The organism is Staphylococcus capitis subsp. capitis, assembly GCF_040739495.1.
GTDB lineage: Bacteria > Bacillota > Bacilli > Staphylococcales > Staphylococcaceae > Staphylococcus > Staphylococcus capitis.
In genome coordinates this window covers 2231783-2249765 of record NZ_CP145263.1, presented here as the reverse complement: position 1 = coordinate 2249765, position 17983 = coordinate 2231783, and the positions used below count along the sequence as shown (strand labels likewise).

Sequence of the window (17983 nt, the reverse complement as noted above, 5' to 3'; positions counted from 1 at the left end):
TAACTAAAGTAATGTTTGCTATTTGCATCATTAATAAATGACATCTCTCACTGTTTGGGAGATGTCATTTTTTTACATATTTTTCAATTTGTTTAAAACTGATGATGGGATATTCATTTTCCGGAAAATAAATGACAATACACTAGCGATTATACAAAATTGCAGAAATTAAAATAGACAAAAATAAAATTATTTATAAAAAATCATAGTTTAATAACCACATAAAAATAGACTATATCATAATCATTTACATTTAATTTGTCATAATCAAAATGTCAGTTTAAAATAGATTTGTTCATAATAATTTGGAGGTGCAGAAGTGGCCAAGAAAAAAGTAATATTTGAGTGTATGGCATGTGGCTATCAATCTCCTAAATGGATGGGGAAATGTCCAAACTGTGGTGCATGGAACCAGATGGAAGAAATTGTAGAGAAAGCTGCAAACCCTAAACATGGAGTAAAATCTAAAGAAGCGGCAGGAAAAGTTCAAAAATTGGATAATGTTAAACATGAATCTACCCCTAGAATTCTAACGGATTCTAAAGAATTTAACAGAGTCCTTGGTGGAGGGATTGTCAGTGGATCACTCGTACTTATAGGTGGCGATCCTGGTATAGGGAAGTCTACGTTGCTTCTTCAAATATGTGCGGCATTATCTCAAAATAAGAATGTCTTATATATTACAGGTGAGGAATCTATCAATCAGACTAAACTACGTGCCGACCGCTTAGAAGAAGATTCTAGTCAACTCAATGTATTAGCAGAGACTGATTTAGAAGTCATTCATCAAACAGTTAAGGATGAACGACCAGATTTACTTGTAGTAGATTCAATACAAACTATTTATCATCCTGAAATCAGTTCTGCACCGGGTTCTGTATCTCAAGTAAGAGAAAGTACTCAAAGTCTAATGAATATCGCAAAGCAAATGGATATCGCAACGTTCATCGTCGGTCATGTTACGAAAGAAGGACAAATTGCCGGTCCAAGATTACTTGAACATATGGTGGATACCGTGCTTTACTTTGAAGGTGATGAACATCATGCTTATCGAATTTTACGTGCGGTTAAAAACCGTTTTGGCTCCACGAATGAGATGGGTATTTTCGAAATGAAGCAAAGTGGTTTGAAAGGTGTCTTAAATCCGTCTGAAATGTTCTTAGAAGAACGTTCTACAAACGTGCCAGGTTCAACAATTGTACCGACTATGGAAGGTACAAGACCACTATTAATAGAGGTCCAAGCGTTAGTCACACCGACCACTTTCAACAATCCAAGACGTATGGCTACGGGCATAGATCATAATCGATTAAGTTTGCTTATGGCAGTTTTAGAGAAGAAGGAGAATTATTTACTTCAACAACAAGATGCTTATATCAAAGTTGCTGGTGGTGTGAAATTAACAGAACCAGCCGTTGACTTAAGTATTATTGTTGCGACAGCTTCAAGCTTTAAGGATAAAGCGGTAGACGGTTTAGATTGCTTTGTTGGAGAGGTTGGCCTAACAGGTGAAGTTCGACGTGTGTCACGCATTGAACAACGCGTGCAAGAGGCGGCTAAACTTGGATTCAAACGAGCGATTATACCTCAAACTAATATTGGTGGGTGGACTTTCCCGGAAGGTATTCAAGTCATAGGAGTGTCTTCTGTGCATGAGGCTTTAAAATATGCGCTTCATTCTTCATAATCCTCCCTCATAGTAGGTAGTGAGTTTTAAGATTTAAACGCATATAGTTTTTTAATTTAGTTTTCACAAATTTCATTATAATTATGTTAAATAAGTTATTTACATACAATGAATAGACAGCCATGAGAGGAGGATAAGATTGAATATCATTAGATTAATGGTGGTAATTATTTATATCATTATCGGTGCTGCACTAGGGATTATCATCATCCCAGAAGTAGTATCTGATTTAGGGATTAACACTTACCCAATTATCACTAATCATTACATAGATGGATTAATAGGAATTATATTGTTCTTCATTATATTTGGATTTTTCTTAAAAAAGGTCACATACGCTTTTAAAGAACTAGAACAAATTATAATGCGCCGCAGTGCGGTTGAAATCTTGTTCGCAACAATTGGTTTGATTATTGGATTATTTATTTCTGTGATGGTTTCTTTCATCTTAGAACTAATAGGAAATTCAATGCTCAATCATTTTATCCCAATTATAATAACAATTATTTTATGTTATCTTGGATTCCAATTTGGATTAAAGAAACGTGATGAGATGTTAATGTTTTTGCCTGAAAATATGGCACGCTCAATGTCCTACAACACACGTAAAGCAATCCCTAAAATCATCGATACAAGCGCAATTATTGATGGGCGTATATTAGATATTATTCGTTGTGGATTTATTGATGGAGATATTCTTATCCCTCAAGGTGTTATAAATGAATTACAAGTCGTAGCTGATGCGAATGATAGTGTTAAAAGAGAAAAGGGCCAGCGTGGATTAGATATTCTTAATCAACTTTATGATTTAGACTATCCTACTCGAGTCATAAATCCAACGAAATCTCATAATGATATTGATACTTTACTAATCAAATTAGCACAACATTACCACGCTCACGTTATTACAACGGATTTTAATTTAAATAAAGTGTGTCATGTCCAAGGCATTATGGCACTTAATGTTAATGATTTATCTGAAGCTATTAAGCCTAACGTACATCAAGGTGACCACCTTAATATCCTTTTAACTAAAATGGGGAAAGAGCCTGGTCAAGGCGTTGGGTATTTAGATGATGGCACAATGGTCGTTGTTGATAACGCTAAGAAATTAGTGGGCCAACATGTTAACTTAGAAGTCATCAGTTTACTACAAACTTCATCTGGTAGAATCGTTTTTGCGAAACATGTCGATGACAATAGTTCTGATTTTGAAAATTAATTCTAAAAAGAGGTTTCATGTGAAACTACATATTTTATAATTAAGTATGTATTTTACATGAAACCTTTTCTCATATAAAAAACTATTAACTATGAAAGACTGTTAAAACAATAGACTTATCAAAGGCGTGTTTAAGTGCTACAATATTATTGAATGTTATGTAAGAATGAATAATCAATGTTTCACGAAAGTTATTCACAAAGTAATGGTTAAACACATCATAAACTTTTGAATAACTTTTTTTAAAATTGAATTAAACTACTGAAAACATGAAAGCTTACATGCTTAATGGTTTGAAACATGACTTGAAAATATTAAATGCCATTGCTTCATAAAATGAGTTATCATAGGGCATTTATTTTCAATCAGTTAATCAACCACATAAATAATAATCGTAGGAGTGAATATAATGAGTGAACGCATCAGAGTAAGATATGCGCCAAGTCCAACAGGCTACTTGCATATTGGTAATGCTAGAACAGCATTATTTAACTATTTATTTGCGAAACATTATGATGGAGATTTTGTAGTTCGTATAGAAGATACGGACAGTAAACGTAACTTAGAAGATGGTGAATCTTCACAATTTGATAACTTAAAATGGTTAGGTTTAGACTGGGATGAATCTATCGATAAAGATAAAGGTTTTGGTCCATATCGTCAGTCTGAACGTGCTGATATTTATAATCCACTTATTCAACAATTACTTGATGAAGATAGAGCATACAAGTGTTACATGACTGAGGAAGAATTAGAAGAAGAACGTGAAGCGCAAATTGCTCGTGGAGAAATGCCTCGTTATGGCGGACAACACGCACATTTATCAGAAGAACAACGCAAACAGTTCGAAGCTGAAGGACGTAAACCATCTATTCGCTTCCGCGTGCCTAAAGATAAAACTTATAGTTTCAAAGATATGGTAAAAGGTGAAATTTCTTTTGATTCAAATAATATGGGTGATTGGGTCATTGTTAAGAAAGATGGCGTTCCAACGTATAACTTTGCAGTTGCTGTAGACGATCATTATATGAAAATTTCAGATGTTATTCGTGGTGATGACCATGTTTCTAACACACCTAAACAATTGATGATATATGAAGCGTTCGGTTGGGAACCACCACGCTTTGGTCATATGTCATTAATCGTCAATGAAGAACGTAAAAAGTTAAGTAAACGTGACGGTCAAATTTTACAATTTATTGAGCAATACCGTGATTTAGGTTACTTACCAGAAGCACTATTTAACTTTATTACTTTATTAGGTTGGTCACCTGAAGGTGAAGAAGAAATCTTTTCTAAAGAAGAATTTATTAAAATCTTCGATGAAAAACGTTTATCTAAATCACCAGCTATGTTCGACAGACAAAAGTTAGCTTGGGTAAATAACCAATATATGAAAACGAAAGACACTGATACAGTATTTGAATTAGCATTACCGCATTTAATCAAAGCAAATCTTATCCCAGAAAATCCTTCTGAAGAAGATAAAGAATGGGGTAGAAAACTTGTTGCTTTATATCAAAAAGAAATGAGTTACGCAGGTGAAATTGTTCCATTATCAGAAATGTTCTTCCACGAAATGCCAGAACTTGGTGAAGAGGAGCAAGAAGTTATAAATGGTGAACAAGTTCCTGAGTTAATGAATCATTTATACGGTAAATTAGAAGCTTTAGAACCATTTGAAGCAGCAGAAATTAAGAAAACAATTAAAGAAGTTCAAAAAGAGACAGGTATTAAAGGTAAACAATTGTTCATGCCAATTCGTGTAGCCGTTACAGGTCAAATGCATGGACCAGAATTACCAAATACGATTGAAGTTTTAGGTAAAGAAAAAGTATTATCACGATTACAAAAGTATGTATAGTACATTAATAACGAAGTTTAGCTTTATCTAGTGCAGTATGATTAAAAAACGTGTGTTTCAACTTGAAATTTCACAATTAACGACCTATTATTATAACTATAAAAATGAATCAAAGGATTAGTAATTAATTATTACATGACTCAGAGAGTGTGCGGTCGCTGTGAGCACATCATTAATATTAATGAATGCACCTTTGTTGAACTAAGATGAATAATACAAATGAGAGTAACGCTAACATTTTAAAGTTTCGTTACTAAATGAAGAGTGGAACCGTGCTAAGAGCGCCTCTAACATCAGTTGTTAGAGGTGCTTTTTTAATAACATTAATTTTAAAATTGTGCATGACGGTCGAAAAATTATTTCATGTAAAGAACAGATATCTTAATGATTGAACCAAGGGGGAGAAGATCTTGTTAAGAAGAATGAGAGACGATATAAAAATGGTGTTTGAACAGGATCCAGCAGCACGCTCAACTTTAGAAGTAGTTACTACCTATGCAGGATTACATGCGGTATGGAGTCATTTGATAGCCCATAAATTATATAACAAGAAACGTTATACAGCGGCGAGAGTCATCTCACAAGTGTCACGCTTTTTTACGGGTATAGAAATTCATCCCGGAGCAAAAATTGGTAAACGATTATTTATTGATCACGGTATGGGTGTTGTAATTGGTGAGACATGTACAATTGGGGATAACGTCACGATTTACCAAGGTGTTACTTTAGGTGGTACAGGTAAAGAAAAAGGTAAGCGTCACCCGGACATTGGAGATAATGTTTTAATTGCAGCTGGTTCTAAGGTGTTGGGGAATATTCAAATTGAATCAAATGTAAATATTGGTGCGAATTCAGTTGTACTACAATCTGTACCAAGCTATACCACTGTTGTAGGTATACCGGGTCATATCGTTAAACAAGAAGGTAAGCGTATCGGTAAAACATTTGACCATCGCAACTTACCTGATCCACTTTTCGAACAAATCAAACATTTAGAACGACAACTTGAAAAAGCTAAGAATGGAGAGATTCAAGATGATTACATTATATAATACGTTAACACGTCGGAAAGAAACATTTGAGCCGATTGAACCAGGCAAGGTAAAAATGTATGTTTGTGGTCCGACCGTTTACAATTATATACACATCGGAAATGCAAGACCTGCTATTAACTATGATGTTGTTAGAAGATATTTTGAATACAAAGGTTATGAAGTGATTTACGTTTCCAATTTCACTGATGTGGATGATAAATTAATTAATCGCTCTAAAGAACTAAATGAAAGTGTTCCTGAAATTGCAGAAAAGTATATTAAAGCTTTCTATGAAGACGTAGGTGCATTGAACGTTAAGAAAGCAACATCCAATCCGCGTGTGATGAACCATATGCAAGAAATTATAGATTTCATTAAAGAATTAGTAGATGAAGGGTATGCTTATGAGAGTGATGGAGATGTGTACTTTAGAACGCGTCAATTTGATGGATATGGTAAATTAAGTCATCAATCTCTAGATGACCTCAAAGTAGGCGCGCGTATTGAAGCGGGAGAACAAAAAGAAGATGCGCTCGATTTTACTTTATGGAAAAAAGCGAAACCTGGCGAAATCAGTTGGGATAGTCCATTTGGTAAAGGTCGTCCAGGCTGGCATATCGAATGCTCAGTTATGGCTTATCATGAATTAGGAGCGACAATCGATATTCATGCAGGAGGGTCAGATTTACAATTCCCTCACCATGAAAATGAAATTGCCCAGTCAGAAGCACACAATCATGCACCATTTGCGAATTACTGGATGCACAATGGATTCATAAATATAGATAACGAAAAAATGAGTAAATCATTAGGTAACTTCATTTTAGTACACGACATTATTAAAGAAATAGATCCAGATGTACTACGTTTCTTTATGATTAGTGTCCATTACCGTAGCCCGATTAATTATAATTTAGAACTAGTAGGAGCTGCGAGAAGCGGTTTAGAACGTATACGCAATAGTTATAAATTGATTGAAGAACGTGAAGCCATTGCTACAGATTTAGAAGAACATTCTGAATACATTGATCAAATAGAAACGATTCTCCGACAATTTGAGGCGGTTATGGATGATGACTTTAATACAGCTAATGCTGTCACTGCTTGGTATGATTTAGCAAAACTTGCGAATAAATATGTTCTAGAGAACACAACGTCTACGAAGGTACTTCATAGATTTAAAGAAGTATATCAAATCTTTAGTGATGTTCTTGGCGTCCCACTTAAAGGTGAAAATGAAAACGAGTTACTAGATGAGGATATTGAAAAGCTTATAGAAGAACGTAATGAAGCTCGTAAAAATAAAGATTTCGCACGTGCTGATGAAATTCGAGACATGTTGAAAGAACGTAACATTATTTTAGAAGATACGCCACAAGGTGTCAGATTTAAGCGTGGCTAAATAATGAATGTTAAATTATTAAATCCATTGACGCTTGCTTATATGGGCGATGCCGTATTAGATCAACATGTACGAGAATATATTGTTCTTAAATTACAAAGTAAACCGAATCGTCTACACCAGGTATCAAAACAATATGTTTCTGCTAAAAGCCAAGCTCAGACATTAGAGTATTTAATATCTAATGATTGGTTTACTGAAGAAGAGTTAAATGTTTTGAGAAGGGGACGTAATGCTAAAAGCTATACCAAAGCTAAAAATACTGATGTTCAAACATATCGAAAAAGTTCAGCCTTGGAAGCAGTTATAGGTTTTTTATATTTAGATCATCAACATGCGCGTTTAGAAGAATTACTTCAAACTATTGTTGAAATAGTAAATGAAAGGTAGTGAGAACGTGGAGGATACTGTCATAGTAGGAAGACATGCAGTTAAAGAAGCGATTGTTTCGGGGCATGCTATAAATAAGATTTTGATTCAAGATGGTATAAAAAAACAACAGATTAATGAAATTTTAAAAAATGCAAAAGCTCAAAAATTGATAGTTCAAACCGTGCCAAAATCTAAATTAGATTTTTTATCAAATGCACCTCATCAAGGGGTTGCTGCATTAGTCGCTCCATATGAATATGAAGATTTTGATGAATTTTTACAAAGCCAGAAGAATAAAGATGGCTTTTCTACAATTTTAATTTTAGATGGTCTAGAAGATCCGCATAATCTTGGTTCTATATTAAGGACTGCTGATGCAACTGGAGTAGACGGGGTCATTATTCCTAAAAGACGTTCAGTAGCGCTCACGCAGACTGTTGCAAAAGCTTCAACTGGAGCTATTCAACATGTTCCAGTTATACGCGTTACGAACCTTTCTAAGACAATCGATGAATTAAAAGAAAATGGTTTTTGGGTCGCAGGTACTGAAGCAAGTAATGCTACGGATTATCGTGACTTACAGGCGGATATGTCTTTAGCTATCGTGATCGGAAGCGAAGGACAAGGAATGAGTCGCTTAGTGAGTGATAAATGTGATTTTTACATTAAAATACCTATGGTTGGACATGTTAATAGTCTCAATGCTTCTGTAGCAGCAAGCTTGATGATGTATGAAGTATTTCGTAAAAGAGATGAGACTGGAGAGATGTCATGAAGGAAAGATATCTAATTATCGATGGTTATAATATGATAGGTCAATCTTCAGCATTAAGTGCGATTGCTAAAGAGAGTTTAGAAGAAGCAAGAGAGCAACTTTTGGATGCCATAGCAAACTATAATGCACTTATTGCTGATGAAATTGTGTGTGTATTTGATGCATATGAACAATCCGGAATTGAAAGAGAATACGTATACCATGGCGTTAGAACGGTGTTTACTAAAGAGAAAGAAACAGCAGATAGTTTTATCGAACGTTATGTATATGAGTTATATGATAAACATACAACGCATATCACCGTTGTTACGAGTGATATGAGCGAGCAACATGCCATTTTTGGATCTGGGGCATACCGCATATCTTCAAGGGAAATGTGGCGCGATTTAAAAGAAAATGAAATCACAGTGAGCAAATCAATTGATGATTTTAGTGAAAAGAAACCCAGAACTCGAATTCAGTTATCAAATGAGATACTAGAAGAATTTGAAAAAATCAGACGTGGAAACCATCGAAATGATTAATACAGTGGTATTGATAAATTTAATCTAAGTCATATAAACTAACCTAACAATAAAGGAAGGTTAGGTATACGTGATTGAATCAAAGACATCAAGATGAATTAACACAGTATCATTTCAACATCGAAACTGAAGATATCGAGCGTATATTTGAGACGCTACTTAGAGAGTTGAGACCACTCATTTTTAGAAAAATTGGATACATAACATCGAATCAATTTGATATTGAGGATATGTATCAAGAGATTATCATAAAAATGTATCGAGCACTTCAACATTATGACTTTAGTAGAGCAATTCCATTCAAAAGATATTTGTACTTTCTCATTCGCTCTGTTAAGTATGACTACTTAAGAAAGAGTAGAGCTGAACGTCATCGACATGTGATGCTTATCAACGAGTACGTTGTAGATTATCATTGTTCATTAGCACTTGATGAAGTTGAGAGGTCATTTTTAAGAGAAGAATTATCAAAGGAAATTATGAGCCAAGCATTTACATTAAGCGGATTGGAAAGAGACGTCTTAAAACTAATTATTAAAGAATATAAACCGAGAGAAATTGCACAAGCATTAGAGATTAAAGATAAAGACGTTTACAATGCCATACAACGTTGTAAAATGAAAATGAAACGACAATTAAGGAAATGAAATTGTCTGTATTATTCCCTAGTAATTAGGTGATTATAGCAAAGAATGTATGTTTGACATTTATTACGACATTTATGTATAGTATATTGGTATTATAATGAGTAAAGGTGAATAATCGTGAAGAAAGTACCTTTAAATTGTGAGGTTTGTGGCAATAGAAATTACAACGTCCCTAAAAAGGAAGGTTCGGCAACGAGATTAACACTGAAAAAGTATTGTCCGAAGTGTAATTCGCATACAGTTCATAAAGAATCGAAATAGATTATTAAGCTGAATGAGACTTTAAAGTTGAGGCTTAAAATGTGGAGGTCTAACTAATGGCTAAAAAAGAGAACTTCTTTAAAGGCGTTAAATCAGAAATGGAAAAGACAAGTTGGCCGACAAAAGAAGAACTATTCAAATACACTGTAATCGTTGTATCTACAGTTATATTCTTCTTAGTCTTTTTCTATGCCTTAGACGTAGGTATTAATGCATTGAAACAATTATTATTAGGTTAGGAGTGGAGACATGTCTGAAGAAGTGGGCGCAAAGCGTTGGTATGCTGTGCATACCTATTCTGGATATGAAAACAAAGTTAAAAAGAATTTAGAAAAAAGAGTAGAATCTATGAATATGACAGAGCAAATTTTTAGAGTTGTCATACCAGAAGAGGAAGAAACACAAGTTAAAGATGGTAAAGCTAAGAAACTTGTTAAAAAAACATTCCCAGGTTACGTGCTAGTTGAGCTTGTAATGACGGATCAGTCATGGTATGTCGTTCGTAACACACCAGGTGTTACAGGATTCGTAGGTTCTGCAGGTGCGGGTTCTAAACCTAATCCTCTACTTCCTGAAGAAGTGCGCTTCATTCTTAAGCAAATGGGTCTTAAAGAGAAAACTATTGATGTTGAACTTGATGTTGGTGAACAAGTTCGTATCAAATCAGGACCTTTTGCTAATCAAGTAGGCGAAGTTCAAGAAATCGAAGCGGATAAATTTAAATTAACTGTACTTGTAGATATGTTTGGTCGAGAAACACCGGTCGAAGTTGAATTCGATCAAATTGAGAAACTTTAATTTAAACGTCTATCAAAAAATTAATATAAAACTTCAACTAAAAGATGAAATTTTACTATTGATTTTTTAATAGAGCGAGTGTTAAAATAATGTGGTCGCGCTTTTAGAGCGTTCATTTCGTCACGAAATGTTTAAGAGTGGGAGGGCAAAACTGAGCCCTGTGACCACATCACGATATCAAGGAGGTGCACATCGTGGCTAAAAAAGTAGAAAAAGTAGTTAAATTACAAATTCCTGCAGGTAAAGCGAACCCAGCACCACCAGTTGGTCCAGCATTAGGTCAAGCAGGTGTGAACATCATGGGATTCTGTAAAGAGTTCAACGCACGTACGCAAGAACAAGCAGGTTTAATCATTCCGGTAGAAATCAGTGTATATGAAGATCGTTCATTTACATTCATTACTAAAACTCCACCGGCTCCAGTACTACTTAAAAAAGCAGCTGGCGTAGAAAAAGGTTCAGGTGAACCTAATAAAACAAAAGTTGCATCAGTAACTAAAGATCAAGTACGCGAAATTGCTCAAACTAAAATGCAAGACTTAAACGCTGCAGACGAAGAAGCAGCTATGCGTATTATCGAAGGTACTGCACGTAGCATGGGTATCACTGTAGAATAATTAAGCGTATTAACGAATTTAATTTTAAAAATGAACTTAATTTAGACGATAAAAGCAGGTAACAGAGAAGGTAAACAATTGATATTGTCTATGAGTAAGAGGACGGGACATAAATTATATTTCTGGACCACTCTCTTTCCACTGTTATCTGCTCTTAACTTGCGATAGGCAAGTAAATGTGGGAGGAAATTCCGCTAAAACCACTAAAGGAGGAACAATAAATGGCTAAAAAAGGTAAAAAGTATCAAGAAGCAGCTAGCAAAGTTGATCGTACTCAACACTATAGTGTTGAAGAAGCAATTAAATTAGCTAAAGAAACTAGCATTGCTAACTTTGACGCGTCTGTTGAAGTAGCTTTCCGTTTAGGAATTGATACACGTAAAAATGACCAACAAATCCGTGGTGCAGTTGTTTTACCTAACGGTACTGGTAAATCTCAACGTGTATTAGTTTTCGCTAAAGGCGATAAAATCACTGAAGCTGAAGAAGCAGGTGCAGATTATGTAGGAGAATCAGACTACGTACAAAAAATCCAACAAGGTTGGTTTGACTTCGACGTAGTTGTTGCTACTCCAGACATGATGGGCGAAGTTGGTAAATTAGGTCGTGTATTAGGACCTAAAGGTTTAATGCCAAACCCTAAAACAGGTACAGTAACAATGGATGTTAAAAAAGCTGTAGAAGAAATCAAAGCTGGTAAAGTTGAATACCGTGCTGAAAAAGCAGGTATCGTACATGCTTCAATCGGTAAAGTTTCATTCGACGATGAAAAATTAGTTGAAAACTTTAAAGCTTTACAAGACGTTTTAGCAAAAGCTAAACCATCTTCTGCTAAAGGTACTTACTTCAAATCTGTTGCTGTAACTACAACAATGGGCCCTGGAGTTAAAGTTGATACTTCATCTTTCAAACTATAAATTTTAAATAATGCAACATGATTACAGACTGAAGGAAGCAATCTTTCAGTCTGTAAATTTTTTGTTGACTTATTACAATAAAGCAGTTATATTATTAATTGTGATTATTTTACCTAAGACAGTAGGAGTTATTTATAACTTAAAACTCATCCTACCGAGGCTAAAATTGACTTGAACGTGATGATTAATGATCTTTCAAGCACTTTTTGCCGTGGGTAGAAAGTGCTTTTTTTATTGTTATTAAAAAAAGCACCGAAAAAATATAAATGGAGGTGTCTGAATGTCTGCTATCATTGAAGCAAAAAAACAACAAGTAGATACTATTGCTGAACAACTTAAAAATTCAGTATCAACAGTTATCGTTGACTACCGTGGTTTAACAGTAGCAGAAGTTACTGAATTACGTTCACAATTACGTGAAGCAGGTGTTGAGTACAAAGTTTACAAAAACACTATGGTTCGTCGTGCAGCTGAACAAGCAGGTATCGAAGGCTTAGATGAATTCTTAACAGGTCCTACAGCTATCGCAACTTCAACTGAAGATGTTGTAGCTCCAGCGAAAGTTATCGCAGGATTTGCTAAAGAACACGAAGCTTTAGAAGTTAAAACAGGCGTTATGGAAGGTAGCGTAATCTCAGCTGAAGAAGTTAAAACTGTTGGTTCATTACCTTCACACGATGGTCTTGTATCAATGCTTTTATCAGTATTACAAGCTCCAGTACGCAACTTCGCTTATGCAGTTAAAGCCGTTGGTGAACAAAAAGAAGAAAGCGCTGAATAATCGCGCATAAAAAATTAAATTAAACGGAGGAATTTTAAAATGGCTAATCAAGAACAAATCATTGAAGCAATTAAAGAAATGTCAGTATTAGAATTAAACGATTTAGTAAAAGCAATTGAAGAAGAATTTGGTGTAACTGCAGCAGCTCCAGTAGCAGCAGCAGGTGCAGCTGGTGGCGGCGACGCAGCAGCTGAAAAAACTGAATTTGATGTTGAATTAACTTCAGCTGGATCTTCAAAAATCAAAGTTGTTAAAGCAGTTAAAGAAGCAACTGGCTTAGGATTAAAAGATGCTAAAGAATTAGTAGACGGAGCTCCTAAAGTAATTAAAGAAGCTATGCCTAAAGAAGATGCAGAAAAACTTAAAGAACAATTAGAAGAAGTTGGAGCTACTGTAGAATTAAAATAGTTTCTACTCTCTAATTAAATAGTTAGGTTGAAGAGATTTGTTCGACCAACTTTATAAGTTTTGTCGAGTCAAATACAACCTGAATTCTTTGAGAAATTAAAACCCCGTTATTGCGATAACGGGGTTTTTAATTACCTTGTAAGTATATTTAGTATTATATATTGACTAGCTTAAGCATACGAATAAATTTTAATTGAGGTGTGGACATGAGTCACTACTATGATGTAAATCCTGAAGTGAAAAGCAATCAAAAGAAAATAAGTTATCATTTTGATAAGGTGCATTTAGAGTTCACTACTGACACCGGTGTGTTCTCAAAAGATAGGGTGGACTATGGTTCGGATTTGTTAATTAAAACATTTTTAAAGGAACATCCGCCTGGACCTAGTAAATATATTGCCGATGTTGGTTGTGGATATGGGCCTATCGGGTTAACTATTGCTAAAGTTTCGCCACATCATCAATTATATATGTTAGATGTAAATAATAGAGCATTGGTTCTTACTGAAATGAATAAAACTAAAAATCAAATTGAAAATGCTGAAATAATAGAAAGTGACTGCTTGTCAGGTGTAAGTGATCAACAATTTGATTACATTCTGACAAATCCACCTATTAGAGCTGGTAAAGATGTAGTGCATAGAATTTTTGAAGAGGCTTATGGCAAATTAAAAGATCAAGGTGCACTCTATGTTGTGATACAAAAGAAACAAGGTATGCCATCTGCAAAGAAGAAAATGCAAGAATGCTTTAACCATGTAGAAGTCGTTAATAAGAGTAAAGGATATTATATTTTGAAAAGTTTAAAAGGTTGATTTCAAAATCGTATTCTGATATAGTTATAAAATGTAAAAATTTATGTTCAATAAGTGTGTACTTTTACGTAAAAGGATAAATAAATTAAGTATAAATATAAATCGAAAATGGTGTCATCATAAGTGTTGCCGTTTTCTTTTTGTCTTTTATATTCTTTATTGTGTCCTATTTCAATGTATAAGTAAAACACACAATTTTTGAGGGGTGAATCTGTTTGGCAGGTCAAGTTGTCCAATATGGAAGACATCGTAAACGTAGAAATTACGCGAGAATTTCAGAAGTATTAGAATTACCAAACTTAATAGAAATTCAAACAAAATCTTACGATTGGTTCCTTAAAGAAGGTTTATTAGAGATGTTCAGAGACATTTCTCCAATTGAAGATTTCACAGGTAACCTATCTTTAGAATTTGTAGATTATAGATTAGGTGAACCAAAATACGATTTAGAAGAATCAAAAAATCGTGACGCTACTTATGCTGCACCTCTTCGTGTCAAAGTACGTCTTATTATTAAAGAAACAGGCGAAGTTAAAGAACAAGAAGTCTTCATGGGTGATTTCCCATTAATGACAGACACTGGTACATTTGTAATCAATGGTGCTGAACGTGTTATCGTATCTCAATTGGTACGTTCACCATCCGTTTACTTCAATGAAAAGATTGATAAAAATGGACGTGAAAACTACGATGCAACTATTATTCCTAACCGTGGTGCTTGGTTAGAATATGAAACTGACGCAAAAGATGTAGTGTACGTTCGTATCGATAGAACTCGTAAATTACCATTAACTGTATTATTACGTGCACTTGGTTTTTCAAGTGATCAAGAAATCATTGATTTACTAGGAGAAAGTGAATATTTACGTAATACATTAGAAAAAGATGGTACTGAAAACACAGAACAAGCTTTATTAGAAATTTATGAACGTTTACGTCCTGGCGAACCACCAACAGTAGAAAATGCTAAAAGCTTATTATACTCACGTTTCTTTGACCCTAAACGTTATGATTTAGCAAGCGTAGGTCGTTATAAAGCTAATAAGAAATTACACTTAAAACATCGTTTATTCAATCAAAAATTAGCAGAGCCTATTGTTAACAGTGAAACAGGCGAAATTGTAGCTGAAGAAGGCACAGTACTAGATCGTCGTAAGATTGATGAAATTATGGAAGTTCTAGAAACAAACGCTAATAGCGAAGTCTTTGAACTTGAAGGTAGCGTTATTGACGAACCAGTTGAAATTCAATCAATCAAAGTATACGTACCTAATGACGAGGAAGGTCGTACAACTACTGTTATCGGTAATGCATTACCAGACTCAGAAGTTAAATGTATAACTCCAGCTGATATCATAGCTTCAATGAGTTACTTCTTTAACTTATTAAATGGCATTGGTTATACAGATGATATCGACCACTTAGGTAATCGTCGTTTACGCTCAGTTGGTGAATTATTACAAAACCAATTCCGTATCGGTTTATCAAGAATGGAACGTGTCGTGCGTGAAAGAATGTCAATCCAAGACACTGATTCAATTACACCACAACAATTAATCAATATTCGTCCAGTTATTGCATCAATTAAAGAATTCTTTGGCAGTTCTCAATTATCACAATTCATGGACCAAGCTAACCCATTAGCTGAGTTGACTCACAAACGTCGTCTATCAGCATTAGGACCTGGTGGTTTAACTCGTGAACGTGCTCAAATGGAAGTACGTGACGTTCATTACTCACACTATGGTCGTATGTGTCCAATTGAAACACCAGAGGGTCCAAATATTGGTTTAATTAACTCATTATCAAGTTATGCGCGAGTAAATGAATTTGGTTTCATCGAGACACCGTATCGTAAAGTTGATTTAGATACGAACTCTATCACAGATCAAATCGATTACTTAACTGCTGATGAAGAAGATAGCTATGTAGTTGCCCAAGCCAACTCACGTTTAGACGAAAATGGTCGTTTCTTAGATGACGAGGTTGTTTGTCGTTTCCGTGGTAATAACACAGTTATGGCAAAAGAAAAAATGGATTACATGGACGTATCACCTAAACAAGTTGTATCAGCAGCTACAGCATGTATTCCATTCTTAGAAAACGATGACTCTAACCGTGCATTAATGGGTGCGAACATGCAACGTCAAGCGGTACCATTGATGAACACTGAAGCACCATTTGTTGGTACTGGTATGGAACATGTGGCTGCACGTGACTCTGGTGCTGCAATCACTGCTAAACACAGAGGTCGTGTTGAGCACGTTGAATCTAGTGAAATTTTGGTGCGTCGTTTAGTTGAGGAAAATGGCACTGAACACGAAGGTGAATTAGACCGTTATCCATTAGCTAAATTCAAACGTTCTAACACAGGTACTTGTTATAACCAACGTCCAATTGTTTCAGTTGGTGACGTGGTTGAATATAATGAAATCCTTGCCGATGGTCCTTCAATGGAATTAGGTGAAATGGCATTAGGACGAAATGTAGTTGTTGGTTTCATGACTTGGGACGGTTACAACTACGAGGATGCTGTAATTATGAGTGAACGTTTAGTTAAAGATGACGTTTACACTTCTATTCACATTGAGGAATATGAATCAGAAGCTCGTGATACTAAATTAGGACCTGAAGAAATCACTCGAGATATCCCTAACGTATCTGAAAGCGCACTTAAAAACCTAGATGATAGAGGTATCGTCTATGTAGGTGCTGAAGTTAAGGATGGCGACATTTTAGTTGGTAAAGTGACGCCTAAAGGTGTAACTGAGTTAACAGCTGAAGAAAGATTATTACATGCAATTTTCGGCGAAAAAGCTCGTGAAGTTCGCGATACTTCATTACGTGTGCCACACGGTGCAGGTGGTATTGTACTAGATGTTAAAGTGTTTAATCGTGAAGAAGGAGACGACACATTATCTCCAGGTGTAAACCAATTAGTAAGAGTTTATATCGTTCAAAAACGTAAAATTCATGTTGGGGACAAAATGTGTGGTCGTCACGGTAACAAAGGTGTTATTTCTAAAATTGTTCCTGAAGAAGATATGCCTTACTTACCAGATGGACGCCCAATTGATATCATGTTAAACCCACTTGGTGTACCATCACGTATGAACATCGGACAAGTCCTTGAGTTGCACTTAGGTATGGCTGCTAAGAACCTAGGCATCCACGTTGCATCTCCAGTATTTGATGGTGCTAACGATGAGGATGTATGGTCTACTATCGAAGAAGCAGGCATGGCTCGCGATGGTAAAACTGTATTATATGATGGACGTACAGGTGAACCATTCGATAACCGTATTTCTGTAGGTGTTATGTATATGCTTAAACTTGCTCACATGGTTGATGACAAGTTACACGCACGTTCAACTGGTCCATACTCACTTGTTACACAACAACCACTTGGTGGTAAAGCACAATTCGGTGGTCAACGTTTCGGTGAGATGGAGGTATGGGCACTTGAAGCTTATGGTGCTGCATATACTTTACAAGAAATCTTAACTTATAAATCTGACGATACTGTAGGTCGTGTAAAAACTTACGAATCTATCGTTAAAGGTGAAAACATCTCTAGACCAAGTGTTCCTGAATCATTCAGAGTATTGATGAAAGAACTACAAAGTTTAGGATTAGATGTTAAAGTGATGGATGAGCAAAACAACGAAATTGAAATGGCGGACGTTGATGATGAAGATGCAACAGAACGCAAAGTAGATTTACAACAAAAAGATGCTCCTGAATCACAAAAGGAAACAACTGATTAAAAAGCACTTAAGATAAAAGGATTCTTAAAGAGGTAATGAAATGTGAATCATTTCAACCTCTTTAAGGTATTCGATTTCAATGAAGATAAATC

18 protein-coding genes and 1 other annotated feature are annotated in these 17983 nt (G+C 35.2%); all 18 genes read left to right on the top strand.

The window, feature by feature from the left end; translation table 11 throughout:
- Positions 1–319: 319 nt before the first annotated feature.
- A complete protein-coding gene (gene radA / locus V6C74_RS11220; protein WP_002433170.1) occupies positions 320–1687 on the top strand; it encodes a DNA repair protein RadA in 1368 nt (455 codons plus the stop codon).
- 139 nt (positions 1688–1826) lie between these two features.
- On the top strand, positions 1827–2909 hold the full coding sequence (locus V6C74_RS11215) for a PIN/TRAM domain-containing protein (protein WP_016898735.1): 1083 nt from the start codon (positions 1827–1829) through the stop codon (positions 2907–2909).
- Between the two features lie 409 nt (positions 2910–3318).
- Positions 3319–4773 carry a glutamate--tRNA ligase gene (gltX, locus tag V6C74_RS11210; protein ID WP_002433261.1) on the top strand — a complete coding sequence of 485 codons (1455 nt, stop codon included), beginning with the start codon at positions 3319–3321 and terminating at the stop codon, positions 4771–4773.
- A 422-nt stretch (positions 4774–5195) separates the two neighbouring features.
- Complete coding sequence (gene cysE, locus V6C74_RS11205) at positions 5196–5825, top strand: serine O-acetyltransferase (protein ID WP_171002259.1); 630 nt, start codon at positions 5196–5198, stop codon at positions 5823–5825.
- Positions 5809–7209, top strand: a complete 1401-nt coding sequence (cysS, locus tag V6C74_RS11200; RefSeq protein WP_002452474.1) for a cysteine--tRNA ligase — start codon at positions 5809–5811, stop codon at positions 7207–7209. Before cysE ends, cysS begins: the two co-directional genes overlap by 17 nt.
- Before the next feature lie 3 nt (positions 7210–7212).
- Positions 7213–7599: a Mini-ribonuclease 3 gene (locus tag V6C74_RS11195; protein ID WP_002433421.1), complete on the top strand. Its 387-nt coding sequence runs from the start codon at positions 7213–7215 to the stop codon at positions 7597–7599.
- A 7-nt stretch (positions 7600–7606) separates the two neighbouring features.
- Positions 7607–8356 (top strand): 23S rRNA (guanosine(2251)-2'-O)-methyltransferase RlmB, encoded by a 750-nt coding sequence (gene rlmB, locus V6C74_RS11190; RefSeq protein WP_002452475.1) that lies wholly within the window; start codon positions 7607–7609, stop codon positions 8354–8356.
- The gene (locus V6C74_RS11185) at positions 8353–8880 is read left to right on the top strand and encodes an NYN domain-containing protein (protein WP_002433453.1); all 528 of its coding nucleotides are present in this window, start codon (positions 8353–8355) and stop codon (positions 8878–8880) included. Before rlmB ends, V6C74_RS11185 begins: the two co-directional genes overlap by 4 nt.
- A gap of 74 nt (positions 8881–8954) precedes the next feature.
- A complete protein-coding gene (locus tag V6C74_RS11180) occupies positions 8955–9527 on the top strand; it encodes a sigma-70 family RNA polymerase sigma factor (RefSeq protein WP_002432990.1) in 573 nt (190 codons plus the stop codon).
- A 117-nt stretch (positions 9528–9644) separates the two neighbouring features.
- A complete protein-coding gene (gene rpmG, locus V6C74_RS11175; protein ID WP_002452476.1) occupies positions 9645–9788 on the top strand; it encodes a 50S ribosomal protein L33 in 144 nt (47 codons plus the stop codon).
- 56 nt (positions 9789–9844) lie between these two features.
- Positions 9845–10027 (top strand): preprotein translocase subunit SecE, encoded by a 183-nt coding sequence (gene secE, locus V6C74_RS11170; protein ID WP_002433350.1) that lies wholly within the window; start codon positions 9845–9847, stop codon positions 10025–10027.
- 10 nt (positions 10028–10037) lie between these two features.
- Entirely contained in the window at positions 10038–10586 is a 549-nt protein-coding gene (gene nusG, locus V6C74_RS11165; RefSeq protein WP_002432993.1) for a transcription termination/antitermination protein NusG, read from the top strand.
- 194 nt (positions 10587–10780) lie between these two features.
- Positions 10781–11203, top strand: coding sequence for a 50S ribosomal protein L11 (rplK, locus tag V6C74_RS11160; protein WP_002433084.1), 423 nt, complete (start codon positions 10781–10783; stop codon positions 11201–11203).
- Between the two features lie 221 nt (positions 11204–11424).
- Positions 11425–12120: a 50S ribosomal protein L1 gene (gene rplA / locus V6C74_RS11155; RefSeq protein ID WP_002452478.1), complete on the top strand. Its 696-nt coding sequence runs from the start codon at positions 11425–11427 to the stop codon at positions 12118–12120.
- Positions 12121–12214: 94 nt separating this feature from the next.
- Positions 12215–12361: a sequence feature (ribosomal protein L10 leader region), on the top strand.
- Between the two features lie 39 nt (positions 12362–12400).
- Positions 12401–12901, top strand: a complete 501-nt coding sequence (gene rplJ, locus V6C74_RS11150; protein WP_002433246.1) for a 50S ribosomal protein L10 — start codon at positions 12401–12403, stop codon at positions 12899–12901.
- A gap of 39 nt (positions 12902–12940) precedes the next feature.
- The gene (rplL, locus tag V6C74_RS11145; RefSeq protein WP_002433406.1) at positions 12941–13309 is read left to right on the top strand and encodes a 50S ribosomal protein L7/L12; all 369 of its coding nucleotides are present in this window, start codon (positions 12941–12943) and stop codon (positions 13307–13309) included.
- 206 nt (positions 13310–13515) lie between these two features.
- Positions 13516–14124: a class I SAM-dependent methyltransferase gene (locus V6C74_RS11140; RefSeq protein ID WP_016898732.1), complete on the top strand. Its 609-nt coding sequence runs from the start codon at positions 13516–13518 to the stop codon at positions 14122–14124.
- 215 nt (positions 14125–14339) lie between these two features.
- Entirely contained in the window at positions 14340–17891 is a 3552-nt protein-coding gene (gene rpoB / locus V6C74_RS11135; RefSeq protein WP_002433101.1) for a DNA-directed RNA polymerase subunit beta, read from the top strand.
- The last annotated feature ends 92 nt before the right edge of the window (positions 17892–17983 follow it).

What these genes read in the sequence shown, in the direction of transcription:
- gltX (WP_002433261.1), top strand. Translation starts at nt 3,319, where the DNA reads ATGAGTGAACGCATCAGAGTAAGATATGCGCCAAGTCCAACAGGCTAC.
- cysE (WP_171002259.1), top strand. Translation starts at nt 5,196, where the DNA reads ATGAGAGACGATATAAAAATGGTGTTTGAACAGGATCCAGCAGCACGC.
- cysS (WP_002452474.1), top strand. Translation starts at nt 5,809, where the DNA reads ATGATTACATTATATAATACGTTAACACGTCGGAAAGAAACATTTGAG.
- V6C74_RS11195 (WP_002433421.1), top strand. Translation starts at nt 7,213, where the DNA reads ATGAATGTTAAATTATTAAATCCATTGACGCTTGCTTATATGGGCGAT.
- V6C74_RS11185 (WP_002433453.1), top strand. Translation starts at nt 8,353, where the DNA reads ATGAAGGAAAGATATCTAATTATCGATGGTTATAATATGATAGGTCAA.
- secE (WP_002433350.1), top strand. Translation starts at nt 9,845, where the DNA reads ATGGCTAAAAAAGAGAACTTCTTTAAAGGCGTTAAATCAGAAATGGAA.
- nusG (WP_002432993.1), top strand. Translation starts at nt 10,038, where the DNA reads ATGTCTGAAGAAGTGGGCGCAAAGCGTTGGTATGCTGTGCATACCTAT.
- rplA (WP_002452478.1), top strand. Translation starts at nt 11,425, where the DNA reads ATGGCTAAAAAAGGTAAAAAGTATCAAGAAGCAGCTAGCAAAGTTGAT.
- rplJ (WP_002433246.1), top strand. Translation starts at nt 12,401, where the DNA reads ATGTCTGCTATCATTGAAGCAAAAAAACAACAAGTAGATACTATTGCT.
- rplL (WP_002433406.1), top strand. Translation starts at nt 12,941, where the DNA reads ATGGCTAATCAAGAACAAATCATTGAAGCAATTAAAGAAATGTCAGTA.
- V6C74_RS11140 (WP_016898732.1), top strand. Translation starts at nt 13,516, where the DNA reads ATGAGTCACTACTATGATGTAAATCCTGAAGTGAAAAGCAATCAAAAG.